At 72.1% G+C, this 18,185-nt stretch carries 21 protein-coding genes; 14 read left to right on the top strand and 7 right to left on the bottom strand.

Annotation, left to right across the window (positions count from 1 at the left end; genetic code table 11):
* Positions 1-29 precede the first annotated feature (29 nt).
* Together ACWCQ1_RS26385 and ACWCQ1_RS26390 are read left to right on the top strand one after the other, a co-directional pair.
* On the top strand, positions 30-875 hold the full coding sequence (locus tag ACWCQ1_RS26385) for a chitosanase (RefSeq protein ID WP_451027522.1): 846 nt from the start codon (positions 30-32) through the stop codon (positions 873-875).
* Between the two features lie 136 nt (positions 876-1,011).
* Positions 1,012-2,376, top strand: a complete 1,365-nt coding sequence (locus tag ACWCQ1_RS26390) for an FAD-dependent oxidoreductase (RefSeq protein WP_133043768.1) — start codon at positions 1,012-1,014, stop codon at positions 2,374-2,376.
* 7 nt (positions 2,377-2,383) lie between these two features.
* Here the strand turns inward: ACWCQ1_RS26390 and ACWCQ1_RS26395 are convergent, their stop codons facing one another.
* Positions 2,384-3,352: a D-cysteine desulfhydrase family protein gene (locus ACWCQ1_RS26395; protein WP_358601090.1), complete on the bottom strand. Its 969-nt coding sequence runs from the start codon at positions 3,350-3,352 to the stop codon at positions 2,384-2,386.
* A gap of 95 nt (positions 3,353-3,447) precedes the next feature.
* Here ACWCQ1_RS26395 and ACWCQ1_RS26400 point away from each other — a divergent pair, with 95 nt between their 5' ends.
* The 6 genes from ACWCQ1_RS26400 to ACWCQ1_RS26425 all read left to right on the top strand — a co-directional run bounded on the left by ACWCQ1_RS26400 (position 3,448) and on the right by ACWCQ1_RS26425 (position 10,315).
* Positions 3,448-4,632 (top strand): FAD-dependent oxidoreductase, encoded by a 1,185-nt coding sequence (locus ACWCQ1_RS26400; protein WP_358601087.1) that lies wholly within the window; start codon positions 3,448-3,450, stop codon positions 4,630-4,632.
* 77 nt (positions 4,633-4,709) lie between these two features.
* Positions 4,710-5,201 carry a lamin tail domain-containing protein gene (locus tag ACWCQ1_RS26405; protein ID WP_358601084.1) on the top strand — a complete coding sequence of 164 codons (492 nt, stop codon included), beginning with the start codon at positions 4,710-4,712 and terminating at the stop codon, positions 5,199-5,201.
* 242 nt (positions 5,202-5,443) lie between these two features.
* The gene (locus ACWCQ1_RS26410; protein WP_451027523.1) at positions 5,444-6,577 is read left to right on the top strand and encodes a hypothetical protein; all 1,134 of its coding nucleotides are present in this window, start codon (positions 5,444-5,446) and stop codon (positions 6,575-6,577) included.
* A 93-nt stretch (positions 6,578-6,670) separates the two neighbouring features.
* Positions 6,671-7,219: a (2Fe-2S)-binding protein gene (locus tag ACWCQ1_RS26415; RefSeq protein ID WP_451027524.1), complete on the top strand. Its 549-nt coding sequence runs from the start codon at positions 6,671-6,673 to the stop codon at positions 7,217-7,219.
* Positions 7,216-8,199, top strand: a complete 984-nt coding sequence (locus ACWCQ1_RS26420; RefSeq protein WP_451027525.1) for an FAD binding domain-containing protein — start codon at positions 7,216-7,218, stop codon at positions 8,197-8,199. The genes ACWCQ1_RS26415 and ACWCQ1_RS26420 overlap by 4 nt, the downstream gene beginning before the upstream one ends.
* A 22-nt stretch (positions 8,200-8,221) precedes the next feature.
* Entirely contained in the window at positions 8,222-10,315 is a 2,094-nt protein-coding gene (locus ACWCQ1_RS26425) for a xanthine dehydrogenase family protein molybdopterin-binding subunit (RefSeq protein ID WP_451027526.1), read from the top strand.
* Positions 10,316-10,325: 10 nt separating this feature from the next.
* On the opposite strand, the gene ACWCQ1_RS26430 is transcribed toward ACWCQ1_RS26425, so the two are convergent.
* The gene (locus ACWCQ1_RS26430) at positions 10,326-11,270 is read right to left on the bottom strand and encodes a hypothetical protein (protein ID WP_358601072.1); all 945 of its coding nucleotides are present in this window, start codon (positions 11,268-11,270) and stop codon (positions 10,326-10,328) included.
* Positions 11,271-11,434: 164 nt separating this feature from the next.
* On the opposite strand from ACWCQ1_RS26430, the gene ACWCQ1_RS26435 reads away from it, so the two are divergent.
* The 3 genes from ACWCQ1_RS26435 to tgmB all read left to right on the top strand — a co-directional run bounded on the left by ACWCQ1_RS26435 (position 11,435) and on the right by tgmB (position 13,038).
* Positions 11,435-11,770, top strand: coding sequence for a YkvA family protein (locus ACWCQ1_RS26435; protein ID WP_165954831.1), 336 nt, complete (start codon positions 11,435-11,437; stop codon positions 11,768-11,770).
* A gap of 84 nt (positions 11,771-11,854) precedes the next feature.
* Positions 11,855-12,046, top strand: a complete 192-nt coding sequence (tgmA, locus tag ACWCQ1_RS26440) for a putative ATP-grasp-modified RiPP (RefSeq protein ID WP_133043759.1) — start codon at positions 11,855-11,857, stop codon at positions 12,044-12,046.
* Positions 12,047-12,063: 17 nt separating this feature from the next.
* The gene (gene tgmB / locus ACWCQ1_RS26445; protein ID WP_358601067.1) at positions 12,064-13,038 is read left to right on the top strand and encodes an ATP-grasp ribosomal peptide maturase; all 975 of its coding nucleotides are present in this window, start codon (positions 12,064-12,066) and stop codon (positions 13,036-13,038) included.
* Positions 13,039-13,044: 6 nt separating this feature from the next.
* On the opposite strand, the gene ACWCQ1_RS26450 is transcribed toward tgmB, so the two are convergent.
* A complete protein-coding gene (locus ACWCQ1_RS26450; protein ID WP_133043757.1) occupies positions 13,045-13,260 on the bottom strand; it encodes a hypothetical protein in 216 nt (71 codons plus the stop codon).
* A 128-nt stretch (positions 13,261-13,388) separates the two neighbouring features.
* Positions 13,389-13,844 carry a DUF2269 family protein gene (locus ACWCQ1_RS26455; protein WP_133043756.1) on the bottom strand — a complete coding sequence of 152 codons (456 nt, stop codon included), beginning with the start codon at positions 13,842-13,844 and terminating at the stop codon, positions 13,389-13,391.
* A gap of 179 nt (positions 13,845-14,023) precedes the next feature.
* Between ACWCQ1_RS26455 and ACWCQ1_RS26460 the strand changes: the two genes are divergently transcribed.
* A complete protein-coding gene (locus ACWCQ1_RS26460) occupies positions 14,024-14,992 on the top strand; it encodes a helix-turn-helix domain-containing protein (protein ID WP_133043755.1) in 969 nt (322 codons plus the stop codon).
* 13 nt (positions 14,993-15,005) lie between these two features.
* On the opposite strand, the gene ACWCQ1_RS26465 is transcribed toward ACWCQ1_RS26460, so the two are convergent.
* The gene (locus ACWCQ1_RS26465) at positions 15,006-15,257 is read right to left on the bottom strand and encodes a DUF5133 domain-containing protein (protein WP_451027527.1); all 252 of its coding nucleotides are present in this window, start codon (positions 15,255-15,257) and stop codon (positions 15,006-15,008) included.
* Positions 15,258-15,427: 170 nt separating this feature from the next.
* On the opposite strand from ACWCQ1_RS26465, the gene ACWCQ1_RS26470 reads away from it, so the two are divergent.
* Positions 15,428-15,763, top strand: a complete 336-nt coding sequence (locus ACWCQ1_RS26470) for a hypothetical protein (protein ID WP_358601057.1) — start codon at positions 15,428-15,430, stop codon at positions 15,761-15,763.
* 18 nt (positions 15,764-15,781) lie between these two features.
* On the opposite strand, the gene ACWCQ1_RS26475 is transcribed toward ACWCQ1_RS26470, so the two are convergent.
* Positions 15,782-16,639, bottom strand: a complete 858-nt coding sequence (locus ACWCQ1_RS26475) for an aldo/keto reductase (protein ID WP_133043752.1) — start codon at positions 16,637-16,639, stop codon at positions 15,782-15,784.
* A gap of 243 nt (positions 16,640-16,882) precedes the next feature.
* Here ACWCQ1_RS26475 and ACWCQ1_RS26480 point away from each other — a divergent pair, with 243 nt between their 5' ends.
* Complete coding sequence (locus ACWCQ1_RS26480) at positions 16,883-17,776, top strand: Gfo/Idh/MocA family protein (RefSeq protein ID WP_451027528.1); 894 nt, start codon at positions 16,883-16,885, stop codon at positions 17,774-17,776.
* Between the two features lie 7 nt (positions 17,777-17,783).
* Here the strand turns inward: ACWCQ1_RS26480 and ACWCQ1_RS26485 are convergent, their stop codons facing one another.
* Complete coding sequence (locus tag ACWCQ1_RS26485) at positions 17,784-18,116, bottom strand: hypothetical protein (RefSeq protein WP_358601051.1); 333 nt, start codon at positions 18,114-18,116, stop codon at positions 17,784-17,786.
* Positions 18,117-18,185 lie beyond the last annotated feature (69 nt).

Genomic DNA, 18,185 nt, shown 5'->3' on the forward strand with positions numbered 1-18,185 from the left:
TCCACCCCCCACCCCTCTTTGGAGCACCCGTGAGGCACCCCTCCAGCGATTCCGCACCCACCGTCACCTCGCGCCGCACCCTCCTGGCGCTGATCGGCGCCTCCGTGGTCGCCGCCCCGCTCCTGCGACCCTCGCACGCCTCGGCGACCGTGAGCGCTGCGGGCTGCGTCGGGCTCGACGACCCGGCGAAGAAGGAGATCGCCATGAAGCTGGTGTCGAGCGCGGAGAACTCCTCGCTCGACTGGAAGGCGCAGTACAAGTACATCGAGGACATCGGTGACGGCCGCGGCTACACGGCAGGCATCATCGGCTTCTGTTCCGGCACCGGCGACATGCTCGACCTCGTCCAGCTCTACACCGACCGCAAGCCCGGCAACGTCCTCGCCAAGTACCTGCCGGCCCTCAAGCGGGTCAACGGCAGCGACTCGCACGACGGCCTCGACCCGAACTTCCCCAAGGACTGGCGCAAGGCGGCCCAGGACAGCGCGTTCCAGCAGGCACAGAACGACGAGCGCGACCGGGTGTACTTCAACCCGGCGGTCAAGCAGGGCAAGGCGGACGGCCTCGGGACGCTGGGCCAGTTCACCTACTACGACGCCATCGTGATGCACGGCGACGGCGACGACCCGACCAGCTTCCGCAACATCCGCAAGCGGGCCCTGAACAAGGCGAAGCTGCCGGCCCAGGGCGGCAACGAGACGACGTACCTCAACGCCTTCCTCGACGCCCGGGTGTGGGCGATGAAGCAGGAGGAGGCCCACAGCGACACCACCCGGGTCGACACGGAGCAGCGGGTCTTCCTGAAGAACGGCAACCTCTGCCTGAACACGCCCCTCAACTGGAAGGTGTACGGGGACAGTTACCACATCGGGTGACGTGTCCGGTGAGTGCCTGTGGGCTCATAAAGCCGGTTTATGAGCCCATAGACCGGACCCGTGTACCGACTTAGGCTTGCCTTAGCTTAGGCTTCCCGTTCGAGTCGATCTGTCGCCGCTCGAAGGGAACCTGATCATGCCCCGCCCCCTGCGGGTAGCCATCGTCGGAGCCGGCCCCGCCGGGATCTACGCCGCCGACGCGTTGCTCAAGTCCGACGTGGCCGCCGAACCCGGTGTGTCCATCGACCTCTTCGAGCGCATGCCCGCGCCGTTCGGACTGATCCGCTACGGCGTCGCCCCCGACCACCCCCGCATCAAGGGCATCATCACGGCCCTGCACCAGGTGCTCGACAAGCCGCAGATCCGGCTGTTCGGCAACGTGGACTACCCGAACGACATCAGCCTGGACGACCTGCGCGCGTTCTACGACGCGGTGATCTTCTCCACCGGAGCGACGGCCGACCGCGAACTGCGCATACCCGGCATCGACCTGGACGGCTCCTACGGCGCCGCCGACTTCGTCTCCTGGTACGACGGCCACCCGGACGTGCCGCGCACCTGGCCGCTGGAGGCCGAGAAGGTCGCCGTGCTCGGCGTCGGCAACGTCGCCCTCGACGTGGCCCGCATCCTCGCCAAGACCGCCGACGAGCTGCTCCCGACGGAGATCCCGCCGAACGTCCACGACGGCCTGAAGGCCAACAAGGCCCTCGAAGTGCACGTCTTCGGCCGCCGTGGCCCGGCGCAGGCGAAGTTCTCGCCGATGGAACTGCGCGAGTTGGACCACTCCCCCACCATCGAAGTCATCGTCGACCCGGAGGACATCGACTACGACGAGGGCTCGATCGAGACCCGGCGCGGCAACAAGCAGGCCGACATGGTCGCCAAGACCCTGGAGAACTGGGCGATCCGCGACGTCGGCGACCGCCCGCACAAGCTCTTCCTGCACTTCTTCGAGTCGCCGTCGGAGATCCTGGGCGAGGACGGCAAGGTCGTCGGCCTGCGCACCGAGCGCACCGCCCTGGACGGCACCGGCAACGTCAAGGGCACCGGCGAGTTCAAGGACTGGGACGTCACCGCCGTCTACCGCGCGGTCGGCTACCTCTCCGACAAGCTTCCCAAGCTCCCCTGGGACATCGACTCGGGCACCGTCCCGGACGAGGGCGGCCGGGTCATCCAGGAGAGCGGCGAGCACCTGCGCTCGACGTACGTCACCGGCTGGATCCGGCGCGGCCCGGTGGGCCTGATCGGCCACACCAAGGGCGACGCCAACGAGACGGTCGCCAACCTGCTGGACGACCACGCGAACGGCCGTCTGCACACCCCGGCATCGCCCGAACCCGAGGCCGTCGACGCCTTCCTCGCCGAGCACCAGGTCCGATTCACCACCTGGGACGGCTGGTACAGGCTCGATGCCGCCGAGAAGGCACTGGGCGAGCCGCAGGGCCGGGAGCGCGTGAAGATCGTCGAGCGTGAGGACATGCTCCGCGCCAGCGGCGCCTGACCGCCCCTCAGGCGGGCTTCCAGGACGACAGGCCCGAGACGGTACGCCGTACCGCCTCCGCGTGGCCGAACAGTCCCGGAAGCCCGCCCGTGTGCAGGAACACGGTGCGCTGCCCCGGCCGGATGTCACCGTCCTCCACCGCCGCCACCAGCCCGGCCATGGCCCGCCCCGTGTAGACGGGGTCCAGCACGATGCCCTCGGCGCTCGCGGCACGCCGCATCGCCGCCAGGACCGGTTCGTGCAGGATGCCGTATCCCGCGCCGACCTGATCGGTGCGCACCCGCAGCCCGCGTGGCTCGACGCCGGGGCCGACAAGGGCCGCAACCGTGGCGGCCGGATCCGGTACCGCCCCGCAGTGCACGCCGAGCACCCGTCGCTCCCCCAGGGCGCCGACCAGTCCGGCCATGGTGCCGCCGGAGCCCAGCGCCACCACCACGTGCTCCACGTCGGGCAGTTGGGCCAGGATCTCCTCGCCTCCTTCGACGTACCCCCGCGCGCCGAGCGGGCTGGAGCCGCCGAACGGGATCAGGAAGGGACGCGCCCCCTCCCCGCGCAGCCGCTCGCAGACCTCCTCGGCGATGTCGCCCAGGGAGTTCGGATCCGCGTCTTTGGCCCAGTGGACGCGGGCTCCGAAGAGGCTGTCGAGGACGAGATTGCCGGAGGCGTCCGCCGCGCCGTCGGGCGAACCCGGGAAGACGAGGACGACGTCCAGCCCCAGGCGGGCGCCGGCAGCGGCGGTGAGACGGGCGTGATTGCTCTGCGCGGCGCCGGTCGTGACCAGGGTGTCGGCACCCTCGGCGAGGGCGGCGCCGGTGAACCACTCCAGTTTGCGCACCTTGTTGCCGCCGCCCCCGAGACCGATCAGATCGTCCCGCTTGACCCACAGGTCGTCCTCGCCCAGGCCCAGCGCGGCGGCCAGCCGGGGCATGCGCTCCAGGGGCGTGGGCCAGGTGGCAAGGGTGATCTTTCCGGTCACGGTGTCTCCTCGAACTGGAACCGTCGCTGCCGGTGAGACGTTCCCACAGACGCGGGTACGGTCACGGGGGCCGTACCGACACGGACGGGGTGAGCGTGACACGCGTACTGGTCATCGGCGGCGGGATCGCGGGCACGGCGACGGCGCTGGCCCTGCACAAGGCGGGGTTCGGCGTCGAGGTGCGCGAGGCGCATCCGGGTTCGGCCGAGGACATCGGCGCGTTCCTCACTCTCGCGAGCAACGGCATGCGCGCGCTCGCGCAGTTCGACGCCACCGCCGCCGTCACCGCCCTCGGCTTCCCGCTGACCTCGATGCGGGTGACGGACCACACCGGCACGGAACTGGCGCACGTGCCGCTCGGCGAGGCGGGCGATCCCCTGCTGCGCTACCGGTGCCTGCGGCGCGGCGACCTCAGCTCCGGGCTCCAGGCGGAGGCGGAGCGCCGGGGCATCGAGATCCGGCACGGCGCCCGGCTGACCTCCGTCCAGCAGGGCGCGGACGGCGTCACCGCGCACTTCGCGGACGACAGTACCGCCACGGCCGACCTCCTCATCGGCGCCGACGGCCTCAACTCCACCGTCCGGCAGGCGATCGCCCCCGGCGTCCGGTCCCTCTACGCGGGCCAGCGGGTCTTCTACGGCTACACCGACGCCGGGCCCCGCTCCGCGGACGACGCGTGCATCACCATGATCCGGGGCAGCCGCGCGGCCTTCGGCCATGCCGTCTCGCCGGGCGGGGAGACGTACTGGTTCGCGCGCGTGGCCGGCGATCCGCTGCCCGCCGAGGAACTCGCCGACGGCACACCGGACCGTTGGCGCGAACTGCTGCTTCCCCTGCTGCGCGAGGACGCCACGCCCGCCGCGGACATCGTCGCGGCCACCACCGACGACGTCCTGGTCACCAACGCCACCGAGATCCCGACCGGCACCGCCTGGCGCTCGGGGCGGATCCTGCTCGTCGGCGACGCCGCCCACGCGGCCTCCCCCGCGACCGGCCAGGGCGCGTCGATGGCCCTGGAGGACGCCGTGGTCCTCGCCAAGTGCCTGCGCGATGCCCCGGACCCGGACTCCGCGCTCTCGCTCTACGAGCAACTGCGTCGCCCGCGCGTGGAGCACAACGTCACCGTGAGCGGCAACATCTCCCGGGGCGTTCAGTCCAGGTCCCCGGCGCTCGGGGGCCGGGCTCCTTCCCGACCCGGAGAGGACGAACTGATCGGGATCCTGGACTGGGAGTCCGACATCCGATCGGCGGGGCGGAAGCCGCGCCCCGCGTTTGGGTGAAGACGGCACTCGAAAGCCCCGAGTTGTATACGCTCCAGACTCTTCACCGAAAATCCACATCGGGGGGTCGTTGCTCCATGCGTATACGTTTCTTCGCCGCCACCGCCGCCGCAGGCGCACTCGCCGTGCTGGCCGCCGTCCCGGCCCACGCCACCGAGTACTCGTCCGCGCTGAAGATCAAGGGCGTTCAGTACGACGCGCCCGGCCGGGACTCCAACAACTGCGCGACCGGGAACACGAAGGACGAGTATCTGACGATCAAGAACTACTCGTCCCACACGACGGTGAACCTGAAGGGGTACGTGGTCAAGGACAAGGCCGGCAACCGGTTCACCTTCTCCAAGAACCACTATCTGCAGCCCGGCGACTACGTGAAACTGCGCGGCGGCCACGGCACCGACTCCGACGCGAAGAACGTCGTCTACCGCCAGAACTGCAACTTCATGTGGAACAACGACAAGGACACCATCTACGTGTACAAGCCGTCCGGCGCCGGCGCCGACTCGCACGCGTACACCAAGAGCGGCAACGACCCGGACGGCAACGGGTACATCACGTTCCACGGGTGACGGCGTACCGCCCGGGTGCGAACGGGACCCGCCCCTAAGCGGATGGTGGGCGGGCCCCGTTCGCGGGCGCCATTGTGGCGGGCGCGCCGGACGCGGGACACGTGTGAAGGGGCGTGTCCTGGTGCGTGTCGCGCGCACCCCGAGTGCGCCGCGCGCATCCTGTGCGCCCACCCCGCGTGATCTCCGCCGCCGCGCGCGGACGATACTGGTGCATACACGTGCCCCGTCTGCAGATGGACCCCATGCGCATCGCACCGACCGCCCGCCCGACCCCGTCCCCCACCCTGTGGCTGGCCCGCGGCCGCTACGCCGGCACCGACGCGCCGGACGTCGTGCGCCGGACCCTGAAACGCCTGCGGGCCGGCGAGGTCCTCGACGACCAGCACGAGCTGCCCGGTGCCGAGGGCGTCCTGGAGCAGGTCTTCGAGGCGCGCTGGACCGTCGCCGCGACGGTGACGGTGCGGGCGCGGCTGACCCTCGGTCCCCTTGCCGACGACGCGCAGGAGTGGGTGCTGGCGGCGGAGGCGGAAAGCGCCTGGGACCAGGAGTGGCCGTCTCCGGCGACCATGTTCTGGCCCGACGACGCCGATGCCGCCTGGGACCACGAGCCCGGCACGGGACTGCGCCTGCGCGGGGTGAACCGGCTGCCCACGGAGGACAAGGACATCCGGCGGCTGCTGCGTGCGTCGGTGCGCGGCGGCTGGTGCGTCAACCTCGTGGTGCACGAGGCGATGACGCCGGACGAACGCGGCAGCGAGCCGCTCGGTCCGCTGCTGCCGCCCGCTCTGCGCCACCGCGTCCTGGAGCACCGCGCGGCCCCGGACCAGCTGCGCATCGTCAACAGGGCGCTGCGCGAGTTCGACGTACAGGTTCCGCGCGGCGGCGCCGTGCTGCTGCCCACCCATCCGGCGCCGGACGGCTTCGACGGTGACGACTTCGCGGTACGGACCGTCTTCCTCGACGGTTCACGGCCGGCCGAGCTGGTCGACGCCCTCACGCGTTTCGTGGCGCTGCCCCTGCCGCTGCCGGACGGCGCCGAGGAGGCCGTGGCGGCGCTGCGGGACGACTGGCAGCTGATGACCCTCGAGGAGGAGCTGGCCCGGGAGCGCAGGCTGGTGGCGATGTACGCCGAGGCCCTTGAGGCGATGACGAAGTCCCGGGACCTGTACCGGGAGGCCGCCGAACGCGCGCACGAGGCGCTGACCGCCTACCGCGAGGCCGACACCGCTGCGCCCGCCCCGCCGCAGCAGCCCGCCACGCCCGCCGCCTCCCCGTTCCAGCAGCTCACCCGGACCCTGGAGCGCCTCAAGGGCTCGGCCCGCACCCGGCGCCCCGAAGCCGACGGCAAGCAGGACGGGGACACACCCGAGGACTGAGACGCCCGTCGCCCCGCGTGGCGGACGTGTCAGTCGGCGCAGGCTGGATACGCGGTGGGGACGGCACATCAGCCCGTCCGGAAGGGCCCCGCCATGGCCAGCAGTCAGCACCCGCACAGCGACCGGCACCGCTCCGACATGACCCTGCGGGTCAACGGCAAGCCGCACACGCTCACCGTCGACCACCGGCGCGTCCTGCTGGACCTGCTGCGCGAGGACCTGGGCCTGTTCGGCGCCAAGAAGGGCTGCGACCACGGGCAGTGCGGTGCGTGCACGGTGCTGGTGGACGGACGGCGCGTCAACAGCTGCCTGCTCCTCGCCGTCTCCCTGGACGGCCGCGAGGTCACGACCGTCGAGGGGCTGACCGGCGACGCGGAGCGCCTTCACCCGCTGCAGCAGGCCTTCCTGGACCGGGACGCCTTCCAGTGCGGGTACTGCACACCCGGCCAGATCTGCTCCGCCCTGGGAGCGATCGCCGAGGCCGCCGCCGGCCACCCCTCCCACGTCACCGACCCGGGCACGCCCTCGGGGCGGCCGGTGCCCCTGGACCGGGCCGAGATCCGGGAGCGGCTCAGCGGGAACCTGTGCCGCTGCGGGGCCTACCCCCACATCGTCGAGGCGGTCGAGGACGTGATCCCGTGAGGCCCTTCGCCTACGTCCGCGCCACCGGCGTCGAGGACGCCTGTGCCGCCCTCGCCTCCCGGCCCGGCGCCCGCCTGCTGGGCGGTGGCACCAACCTCGTCGACCTGATGAAGCTCGGCGTCGAGGAGCCCGCCGCCCTGGTCGACGTCAGCCGGCTGCCCCTGGACACGGTGGAGGAGCTGCCCGACGGCTCGCTGCGCGTCGGAGCCACGGTCCGCAACAGCGACCTGGCGGCGCATCCCGCCGTGCGCGACCGGTATCCCGCCCTCTCCCAGGCGCTGCTCGCGGGTGCCTCGGGCCAGCTGCGGAACGTGGCCACCACCGGCGGCAACCTGCTGCAACGCACCCGCTGCCCCTACTTCCAGGACGTCTCGAAACCGTGCAACAAGCGTGCGCCGGGCAGTGGTTGCGGTGCGCGCGAGGGCGTACACCGCGACCACGCGGTGCTCGGACACTCCGAGCAGTGCATCGCCACCCACCCGTCGGACATGGCGGTGGCCCTGGCGGCCCTCGACGCGCGGATCGAGCTGTACGGCCCCGCGGGCGCCCGTGACGTCGCCGCCGACGCGTTCCACCGGCTGCCGGGCGACCATCCGGAGCGGGACACGGAGATCCGGCCCGACGAGCTGGTCACGGCCGTGATGCTGCCGCCGGTCACGGCGGGACTGCCGTCGCTGTACCGCAAGGCGCGCGACCGGGCCTCGTACGCCTTCGCCCTGGCCTCCGTCGCCGGGGTGCTGCGGATCGCGGACGGCGTCGTCGTCCACGCCGGCCTCGCCTTCGGGGCGCTGGCCCACCGGCCCTGGCGGGCGCGGACGGCCGAGCGGACGCTGCTCGGTGCGGCGCCCACCCCGGCCGCGTTCGAACACGCCGTCGACCTGGAACTGTCCGCCGCCCGGCCGCTGCGGGACAACGCCTACAAGGTGCCGCTCGCCCGCGGTCTCGCCGTGGACGTCCTGACCCGGCTCGCCGGGATGTGAACCGTCAGCCGAGGAGGACCACATGGCCGCCGCCCTGGGCGCCCCCGCCGAGCGCCGGGAAGGTCTGCAGAAAATCACCGGCAGTGCCCGTTACGCCGCCGAGCACGTGCCGGACGGCCGGGCGTACGCCTGGCCGGTGCCGGCCACGGTCGCACGCGGCACGGTGACCGCCGTCGACGCCTCGGCCGCGCTGCGGGAGCCCGGGGTCCTGGCCGTGCTAACGCCCGAGAACGCGCCCCGTCTGGCCGAGCCCGACGACCCCACGCTCGCCGTGCTGCAGAACCCCCGTGTCCCGCACCGGGGTTGGTTCGTGGCCCTGGTCGTCGCCGAGACACTGGAGGACGCACGGGCGGGTGCCGCGGCGGTGCGGGTCTCCTACGACGTCGAGGAGCACGACGTCTCCCTCGCCGAGGACCACCCGGCGGCGTACGCCCCCGAGAAGGCCAACGCCGGATATCCCGGCAGCACGCGACGCGGGGATCCCGACGGTGCGTTCGGCTCGGCGGCCGTGCGCGTGGACACCCGTTACCGCGTCCCGCCGCTGCACAACCACCCCATGGAACCGCACGCGAGCACCGCGCACTGGGACGGCGAACGGCTCCTCGCGCACACCTCCAGCCAGGGCTCGACAGCGGTACGGGCCACACTCGCCAAGCTCTTCGAACTGCCCGAGGAGCGGATCGTCGTCGTCGCCGAGCAAGTCGGCGGGGGCTTCGGCTCCAAGGGCACCCCTCGTCCCGACGTGGTGCTGGCCGCGATGGCGGCCCGGCACACCGGCCGGCCCGTCACCCTCGCCCTGCCCCGCCGTCAGCTGCCTGCGGTGGTCGGGCACCGGGCGCCGACCCTGCACCGGATCCGGCTCGGCGCCGGAGCCGACGGCCGTCTGACGTGCCTGGTCCACGAGGTCACCACCCACACCTCCCAAGTCAAGGAGTTCGTGGAGCAGGCCGCCGTACCCGCCCGGGTCATGTACGCCGCGCCCCACAGCCGTACCGTCCACCGGGTGGCGGCCCTGGACGTGCCCACGCCGTCGTGGATGCGGGCGCCCGGCGAGGCGCCCGGCATGTACGCGCTGGAGTCCGCCATGGACGAGCTGGCCTGCGAACTCGGCATGGATCCGGTCGAGTTGCGGATCCTCAACGAGCCGGAGACGGAGCCCGACAGCGGCAAGCCGTTCAGCAGCCGGCATCTCGTGGAGTGCCTGCGCGAGGGCGCGCGCCGCTTCGACTGGGCCCGGCGCGATCCACGGCCGCGGGCCCGGCGCGAGGGCGCGCTGCTGATCGGGACGGGGGTGGCGGCGGCCATGTATCCCGTCAACATCTCGCCGTCGACCGCGACGGCGCGAGCGCTGCCCGACGGGACGTTCCTCGTCCGGGTCAACGCCACGGACATCGGCACGGGCGCCCGTACGGTCCTCGCGCAGGTCGCGGCCGACACCCTCGGGGTACCGCTGGAGCGGGTGCGTACGGAGGTGGGCCGCAGCGATCTGCCGTCGGCCTCGCTGGCGGGCGGCTCGTCCGGGACGGCCTCCTGGGGCTGGGCGGTGCACGGGGCCTGCGTCCGGCTGACGGCCCGTCTGGCCGAGCGCACGGGTCCACTGCCCGCCGAGGGCGTCGAGGCCCGCGCCGACACGGCGGGACAGGCCGACGCCGACAGCCCCTGGGCGCGCCACGCGTTCGGTGCCCACTTCGCCGAGGTGGCCGTCGACACGGTGAGCGGTGAGACGCGGGTACGGCGGCTGCTGGGGGTCTACGCCGCCGGGCACATCCTCAACGCCCGTACCGCGCGCTCCCAGTTCATCGGCGGCATGATCATGGGCCTGGGCATGGCGCTGACCGAGGGCAGCACCATGGACGCCGCGTTCGGCGACTTCACCGAGTCCGATCTGGCCTCCTACCACGTGCCGGCGCACGCCGACGTGCCGGAGGTCGAGGCGCACTGGATCGACGAGGACGATCCACATCTCAACCCCATGGGCAGCAAGGGCATCGGCGAGATCGGCATCGTCGGCACGGCGGCCGCGATCGGCAACGCCGTCCACCACGCCACCGGTATCCGCCTGCGCGAACTCCCGCTCACCCCGGACCGGGTGCTGACCGCCCTGACCTCGGTCTGACGGCCCGGGATCACTCCGGGGTGCGGCTGGGGGCGGCCAGCGGGCGCGGCGGCGCCGCGGCCTTCGGCTGCTGTGCCGCCAGCCGTACGAGCACGCCCGTCAGCGCGGCGAGTGCCGCGCACACCGCGGCGACACCGGCGATCCAGCTCGGTGCGAGCGTCAGGTCGAGCGCCCTTGACAGCGATTCCGTGTGGAAGCGCCCCTCGTACATCTGACCGGCCGCGAGCACCGTCGGCACCGCGGCCGCGACCGCGAAGGCGGGGAGCGTGGGCCGCAGGGTCAGCTGTACGGCCAGGAGGGTGCACAGTGCCGAGGCGCCGAGCGTGAGGCCGTACGACTGCGGGGGCGCGCCGTCGCGGTGGAGCGGGAACCAGAGCATCCCGCACAGCAGGAGGACGGCGGCGGCGAGGACGCCGGGCCACGAGTGGTGTACGGGGCGGCGGTTCGGCTTGCGCGGGAGTATGCGGGGTGCGAGGTCGACTTCGGCGGCGGCCGGGGCGCCGGACTCGGGTTCGTGCCCGGGCGGTGGGGTCCCGTCCTCGGGCATGGCCGGGATTCCGTGCGGCTGTTGCCGGGCCTCTGCCGTCATCCGGTCGGCGTGTGCGTCCCGTTCCTCGCTGAGGCGGCCGACGAGCTCCACGAGTTCCTCCACGGGCCGCGCGGTGGCGGCGACCCGGGCGGCCTCCTGACCGCAGTGGGGCTCCAGCGGCGTCCGGTGCAGCAGGGCCATCAGCCGGGTCACGTCCTCCACGGAGCGGTCCGTGCCCACCGCGCGAAGCGCGTCGACCGTGGCCCGCGCGTACTGCGGAGACTGCTCCAGCAGGGTGATCAGGCCGGCGACCTCCTCCAGCGGACGGTCGGCGACCGCGGCGTGCACCAGGGCGGTGACCGGGTCGTGGTGGCGTGCGGCTATGGAGGTGTCGTCGGGTTGGGGTGATGAAGAGCGGATGCTCACTTTCTGCTCCAGGGGTCATTACTAAGCGCTACGGGCGTGCGGTTCCACTCGGCGTGCGCCACCGGTATGAGCCCCCTGTCACAAGCCTGTGGACGTACCGGCGGCGGATGGGGGAATCCGTGAAGAGGGGCGCGCCGTTCGGCACGCCGGACGGAGGAAGGTCCGTGGATACGACCACAACGGTGATCGTCGTCGCCGCAGTCCTGGCGGCACTCCTGCTCGCCGCGGCCGTAGTCGTTCTGGTGCGACTGGTACGCACCCGGCGCGATCTGCGCCGGGCCGGCCTGCCGACCGGGCCGCGCTGGGTCTTCTGGGGCGCCGTCCTGTACTTCGTACTGCCGACGGACCTGCTGCCAGATCCGGTCTACCTGGACGACATCGGCGTTCTTCTTCTCGCACTGCACAGCCTTCGGGGGCCTCTGCGTGGGGCGTATGGGCACAAAATCCCCACGATTACGCAGAGTAAGGAAACCAATCACTCGTTCGATTCGTATAAGTGACTGGAAGGGCAAGGCAGTCGGCGGACCAAACGGCGCCCGAGGGGGCGCAACGCTTGGTCGGCGCAGACCGACGAGGGAGACACGATGCAACCGTTCGCGCTCAACTACGCACGTCCGGCGGTGGAGTTGGAGGCCACGACTCCGTACGTCTACGACACCGGACTGCAGTTGAACGTAACCATGGACGGCCGGATCGCCGCCGGGGACTTGGCACTGCTCAGAGAACTGGGGACCACGACGTCGACCGCGGGCTCCAAGACTCACTTCGACGACTGAACGCGGAACCGCCCACAATGACCGTACTGATCCTGACCTGTGAAGAGGATGTGACGGCCGACATGGTGGTCGTGCACCTCAACGCCTCCGGGGTCCCTGTGGTCCGTCTCGACCCGGCCGACCTGCCGGGCGCCGTCGCACTGTCCGGCGAGTACGTCCACGGCGCCTTCCGCGGGCATCTGCAGTCCGCGGGGCGCCTGGTGAGCATCTCCGGCCTGCGGTCCATCTGGGTCCGCAGGCCGGGCACCCCCGCCACCCGGGCGCCCGATCCCTCGGACTGGCTCACCGAGGAGTCCTCGCAGGCCCTGTACGGCATGCTGCGCGGCAGCGACGCACGCTGGATGAACCACCCCGACGCGGCCCGTCGCGCCCGCCACAAGCCCTGGCAGCTGCGGCTCGCCCAGCGCTGCGGGCTGCCGGTCCCCGCGACATTGATCACATCGTTCCCGCAGGCGGCGCGGGAGTTCGCCGAGCGGTATCCGGACCTGGTGGTCAAACCGGTCTCCGGGGCGCATCCGCAGGACCCCCCGCGGGCGGTGCCGACCAGCCGGGTCGCACCGGACACGGACTTCTCCGCCGTCGCCTTCGGCCCCACCCTGCTGCAGCGACGTGTGGCCAAACGCGCCGACATCCGGCTGACCGTGGTCGGTGAGCGGATGTTGGCGGCCCGCAAGACGGCCGACGAAGCGGACGAGGTCGACGTGCGGTTCGCCTCTGCGGACGTCCCGTGGCAGGCCACCGAGGTGCCGCCGCGCATCGCCACCGCTGTCGGCGCCTATCTGCGCGCGGCCGAACTGGCCTACGGGGCCTTCGACTTCGCCGAGGACGCGGACGGGACGTGGTGGTTCCTGGAGTGCAACCAGTCCGGACAGTTCGGCTTCGTCGAGGTCGAGACCGGCCAGCCCATCGCGCGGGCCGTCGCGGACTGGCTGGCGAGCCCCGGCACCGAGCCGTCGTCCCAGGTCAACGGGGCGAGCAGCACGGTGCGTTGAGTACGGTCAGTGGGGCATCGTGCCGGGCAGCAGCGCGGTCCGCTGCCACCCGGTACCCGGGGAGGCCTGGCGGTCGGGAGCCGGGCCGGCACCGAAGGACTGCAGCGGTCGCATGACGTACTCCAGTTCCCGGCTGACGCGCTCGGCCTCTCGGCGGGTCTGAGTGGGGACGTCGCCGCGTTCGGCGACGAGTCGGTCGTAGATGGGGGAATCCTGGAACACCCGTCAACGCGCCTTTCGTGTGGTGGCCCATCACTTGGGCACAGCTGACGAGTGTATGCGCCCCGGGATACCAGGGTGTGAATTCACCAAGAGCACTTGACGCCCAGGAGGGTGGGGTGAGCGCCCGGTCAGGCACCTGTGGTGGATCCGGGACGCACGATCATCAGGACGGTGACGGTCGCCCACAGCAGATTGAACAGGCCGGTGAACATGGCGAGTCGGACGGTGCCCGACCGCTCCACCGCCTGCCCGCCGTCCAGTTGGCCGAGGATCTCGTCCTGACGGGGCAGGACGAAGGCGATCAGGAGGCCGGCGGCCACGGCCGTCAGCGTGATCGACGCGATCAGCCAACCGCTGCCCAGCACCCCCATCGCGGCCGCGGTCGCGAACCCGAAGGCCGGAACCACCGCGCCGACAGCCGAGTAGAGCCGGCAGATCCGGTGCAGCAGCCGCAGGCTGGCGACCGCGGACTCCTCCTCACCGGCCCGGCGGGCCGCGGCCGGGAACATGCTCGCCGCGACGGTGACCGGGCCCACGGCCACGATGGCCGCCAGGACATGGAGGGTGAGCAGGAGCTTGGTCATGGGGAGCCTTCCGCAACGCGATCGATCAATCGAGCGCGGCTCACGCTAGGGATCTTCGAGACGACCGGAACAGGGGCTGAAACGACAGCTTCCAACGGATTCCCGCCAAAGACCTCACCTGTGGCTTTGCACGGAGACCCAGCTGACAGCACTGGCAGGAATCCGCCTATCGTGGCTCCATGCACACTGTGGCGATCCTGGTTCTGGACCATGTGGTGCCGTTCGACATGGCGGCACCCCTGGAGGTGTTCGGCCGCACCCGGCTGCCCGACGGACGCCGGCCCTACCGGCTGCGGGTGTGCGCGGAATCACCCGAGGTCAGGACGGACGGCTTCACCATCCGGGTCGACCAGGGCCTCGAAGCGGTGGCCGACGCCGACACCGTGATCGTGCCGGGATGCTCGGAGGCGGCCGGAGCGCCCTCGCCCCAGGCCCTCGACGCCCTGCGCCGGGCGGCCCGGGCCGGCGCCCGGATCGCCTCCGTCTGCTCCGGTGCCTTCGTCCTCGCGGAGGCGGGACTGCTGGACGGCCTGCGCGCCACCACGCACTGGGTGGCCGCCGGCCAACTGGCCCGGCGCTACCCACGGATCACGGTGGACCCGGACGTGCTCTACGTCGACAACGGCCGCATCCTCACCTCGGCCGGCGCCGCCGCCTCCCTGGACATGTGCCTGCACATGATCCGTGGCGATCTCGGCTCGGCGGTCGCCGCCGACGCCGCCCGCATGTCCGTCATGCCCCTCGAACGCGAAGGCGGCCAGGCCCAGTTCATCGTCCACGAGCAGCCGCCCGTACCGCGCGGCTCGACCCTGGAGCCGGTGCTGGAGTGGATCGAGGACAACCTGGGCGGCGAGATCACCCTCGGCGCGATGGCGGCCCGTTCCGGCATGAGCGAGCGGACCTTCAGCCGCCGCTTCCGTGAGCAGACCGGCACGACCCCGCTGCAGTGGCTGCTGCGTGCCCGGGTGCGCCGGGCACAGTACCTGCTGGAGAACAGCGACCATCCCGTCGAACGGATCGCGCGACAGGCGGGGTTCGGGTCGCCGACGGCGTTCCGGGAGCGGTTCCGCCGCGTGGTCGGCACCACCCCCCAGGCCTACCGCGGCTCCTTCCAGGGTGGAGCGGCCGTGGCCGCCGCACCGGCCTGAAACCGACGGCCGGTCAGGCGGCCGACTTCACGCCGTCCTCGCCGCGCCACTCCCCACCGGTCATCCCCCGCGCGGCACGCAGCAGGGCGTCGGCCCGGGCGATCGCCTCGTGCAGGTCCGTGGTTCCCATCGTGGCGCACAGTTCGCGCCTGACCTCCGCCAACGCGCGCGCCGTGTGCGGCCGGTCCCGCTCCGCCTGCGCGATGCGCAGCGATGCGTACGTGGTGAGCAACGTTCTGACGACCTTCGGGTCCGGAACGAGCACGAAGCGCCCCTCTCTCGATTTTCGCCTCGTATTCCCGGACAGGGCCGGACCATTCCCGTCTTCCTCCACGGCGCCCGGAATTGACGCAATACCGTCGGTCGACCCGATTCCCTCCCGCCCTCCCACGCGTTGAACAGAGTGCAACCATCCCTGCACGAACGGTGACCACCATGAACCGATCCGGCCGCCTCCTCTGCGCCCTCTATCTCGTCACCACCGGCGGGCTCGCCGCGACGGCGGTGCTCGACTTCGCTCATGGCCCGCTCTGGGTGGCGTTCCTGTTCGCCGCCGCGAGCGTGGTCCCGGTCATCGCCGTCGTACGCGAGACACTGATCCGCGATCTGCTGGCGGCGGGCACCGGGCCGCGTCGGCCGGTGCGTTCGGCGGCCGACCAGATCGTCCGGGAGGAGCTGTACGCGGCCTGCTGCGAGCGGTGGTGGACGAGCCTCGGGACCGATCACGACGCCGGCTGCCCGCACCGGGTCCCGCGCAGCAGCGCCGCCTGACCGGTAGCGGTGCGGGGGTCAGCCGGCGTCGAGCTGGGCGAGTTCCTCGGCGCTGAGTTCGAGGTCGGTGGCGGCGAGGGAGTCGCGGATCGTCTCCGGGCGGCTGGAGCCGGGGATGGGCACGACCACCGGGGACTTGGCGAGCATCCAGGCCAGGCACACCTGCTGCGGACTCACCCCGTGGGCCTTGGCGATGCGGTCGAACGGCGCGTAGGTGGAGCCCAGTTCGCCCGCCCGGGAGATTCCGCCGAGCGGGCTCCAGGGCAGGAAGGCGATGCCGAGTTCGTCGCAGAGGTCGAGTTCGGGCTCGCTGGAGCGGAAGGCCGGGGAGAACTGGTTCTGCACGGAGACCAGGCGTCCGCCGAGGATGTCGTTCGCCTGCCGGATCTGGTCGGGGTTGGCGTTGGAGATGCCGGCCATCCGGATCTTGCCCTCGTCGAGCAGGTCCCGCACGGCGCCGACGGACTCGGCGTAGGGCACCTTGGGGTCGGGGCGGTGGAACTGGTAGAGCCCGATCGCCTCGACGCCGAGACGGCGCAGGGACGCCTCGCAGGCCTCCTTCAGGTGACGGGGGCTGCCGTCGAGGGTCCAGCTGCCGTCGCCGGGGCGCAGATGGCCGCCCTTGGTGGCGACCAGGACGTCCCTGCCGCGGTCGTGGGAGGCGAGGGCCTTGGCGATGAGGGTCTCGTTGTGGCCGACCTCGTGGGCGTCACGGTGGTAGGCGTCGGCGGTGTCGATGAGGGTGACGCCGGCGTCGAGAGCGGCGTGGATGGTGGCCAGGGAGCGCGCCTCGTCCGGTCGCCCTTCGATGGACATGGGCATCCCGCCCAGTCCGATCGCGCTGACGTCGACGTCCCCGATGCGGCGGGTGTGCATGTGCTGGTGACCTCTCTCGGCTGTCGCGGGACCGGATGGCGTCCGGCCCGTCGGACATGGACCACGACGGTGCCGGACCGTCATCCAGCCTGACCCTGCCGGGGCCGAAGGTCCAATAGAGGAAAGCGAACGCATTCAGCAGCGGGTCCGCTGAATCGCGTGACACCGCGGCCGCCTTGCGCGGCGGGCCGGCCGGTGTGCGAGGCTCGCTGCCGTACAGCGGTGTTGTGGAGAGGCGGCGGCATGCGGATCGGACTGCTCGGTACCGGCCCCTGGGCGGAGATGGCTCATGCCCCCGCCCTGAGCGAGCACTCGGGGCTGGACTTCGCCGGGGTGTGGGGCCGGCGCCCGGAGGCGGCCAAGGCACTGGCCGACCGGTACGGCACGCGGACGTACGACGACGTGGACGCGTTGCTGGCGGACGTGGAGGCGGTCGCCGTGGCGCTGCCGCCGGCGGTGCAGGCGGAGCTGGCGGTGCGGGCCGCGCGGGCGGGACGTCATCTGCTGCTGGACAAGCCGCTGGCGACGACGGTGGAGCAGGGGCGGGCCGTGGTCGACGCCGTGCGGGAGGCCGGGGTGGCGTCGGTGGTCTTCTTCACCAGCCGCTTCGTCACGGAGACGGAGGCGTGGATCACCGAACAGGCGGCTGCCGGGGGCTGGTTCACCGGTCGGGCGGCGTGGCTGGGGTCGCTGTTCGGCAGCGACAGCAGCAGCCCGTTCGCCGACTCGCCGTGGCGGCAGGAGAAGGGCGCGCTGTGGGACGTGGGACCGCACGCGCTGTCCGTGCTGCTGCCGGTCCTGGGCGACGTCCGGCGGGTGGCCGCGGCCGCGCCCGGTCCCGGCGACACGGTCCACCTCGTCCTCGATCACGCGGGCGGGGCGTCCAGCACGGTCACCCTCAGCCTGTCGGCCCCGTCCGCGGCGGCGGGTGCGACGGTCGAGCTGCGCGGCGAGACGGGGGTGGCCGTGCTGCCGGAGAGCACCGAGGGAGCCGTCACCGCCCTCCTCGGCGCCGCGGACGCCCTGCTCGACGCGGCCGCGACCGGACGCCCGCACCCCTGCGACGCGGCCTTCGCCCTGCGCGTCACGGAGATCCTGACGGAGGCGGAGGCGTCGCTGGACCGCACGGCGGACTGACACTCCGTCAAGTCCGTTGGTCGTCCTCGAAGGGCTCGTCGCTCCAGCGGAACCAGGCCCGGTCGTTCTCGATGTGCAGCAGGAACTCGGGGACCGGGCCGTCCGGTGAGGACAGGGACACGCGGCGTCGGATCTCGTCGTACGCCGCTTCCCACTCCTCCCAGTCGTCGTCCTGTTCGGCGAGGGCGAGTTCGCGAACGAACAGGTCTCTGACGGCGTCGTACGCCTCGCCTGCCGTGAAGCGGCCGGACAGCCAGGGGAAGTCCGCGTCGTCGATCAGGATCTCCCCCACCGGCCCCGCCTGGCTGCCCACCCGCCAGACTCCTCCCGCCCAGCCCATCGCGCCTCCCCACCAGGTTGATCAGGTCTGCGGCCAGCATGCCGGCCGGCACTGACAGAGCGTGGCCGG

The organism is Streptomyces sp. NPDC002144 (genome assembly GCF_053593695.1).